At 49.8% G+C, this 305-nt stretch carries 3 tRNA genes; all 3 read left to right on the plus strand.

Going from position 1 to position 305, the window contains the following annotated elements:
• Positions 1-42 precede the first annotated feature (42 nt).
• Positions 43-118 (plus strand) — tRNA-Phe (locus ABE048_RS19575).
• A gap of 4 nt (positions 119-122) precedes the next feature.
• Positions 123-196, plus strand: a tRNA-Gly gene (locus ABE048_RS19580).
• A gap of 4 nt (positions 197-200) precedes the next feature.
• Positions 201-277: transfer RNA gene (locus ABE048_RS19585), tRNA-Ile, on the plus strand.
• The last annotated feature ends 28 nt before the right edge of the window (positions 278-305 follow it).

A 305-nucleotide genomic window follows, 5' to 3' on the forward strand; every position in this document is an offset into this window, starting at 1 on the left:
CCCGTCCGGACCGCCATTTTCTTGAAATCTATTAAATTATTTGGGTCGGTAGCTCAGTTGGTAGAGCATTAGATTGAAGCTCTAAGTGTCGGCGGTTCGATTCCGTCCCGACCCACCATAATGCGGGTGTAGTTTAGTGGTAAAACCACAGCCTTCCAAGCTGTTGTCGGGAGTTCGATTCTCCTCACCCGCTCCAATATGGGCCTATAGCTCAGCTGGTTAGAGCGCACGCCTGATAAGCGTGAGGTCGATGGTTCGAGTCCATTTAGGCCCACCATAATATTTTTCCGAAGTAGCTCAGTTGG

This window comes from Rummeliibacillus pycnus, from assembly GCF_050459865.1.
Taxonomy (GTDB): Bacteria; Bacillota; Bacilli; order Bacillales_A; family Planococcaceae; genus Rummeliibacillus; species Rummeliibacillus pycnus_B.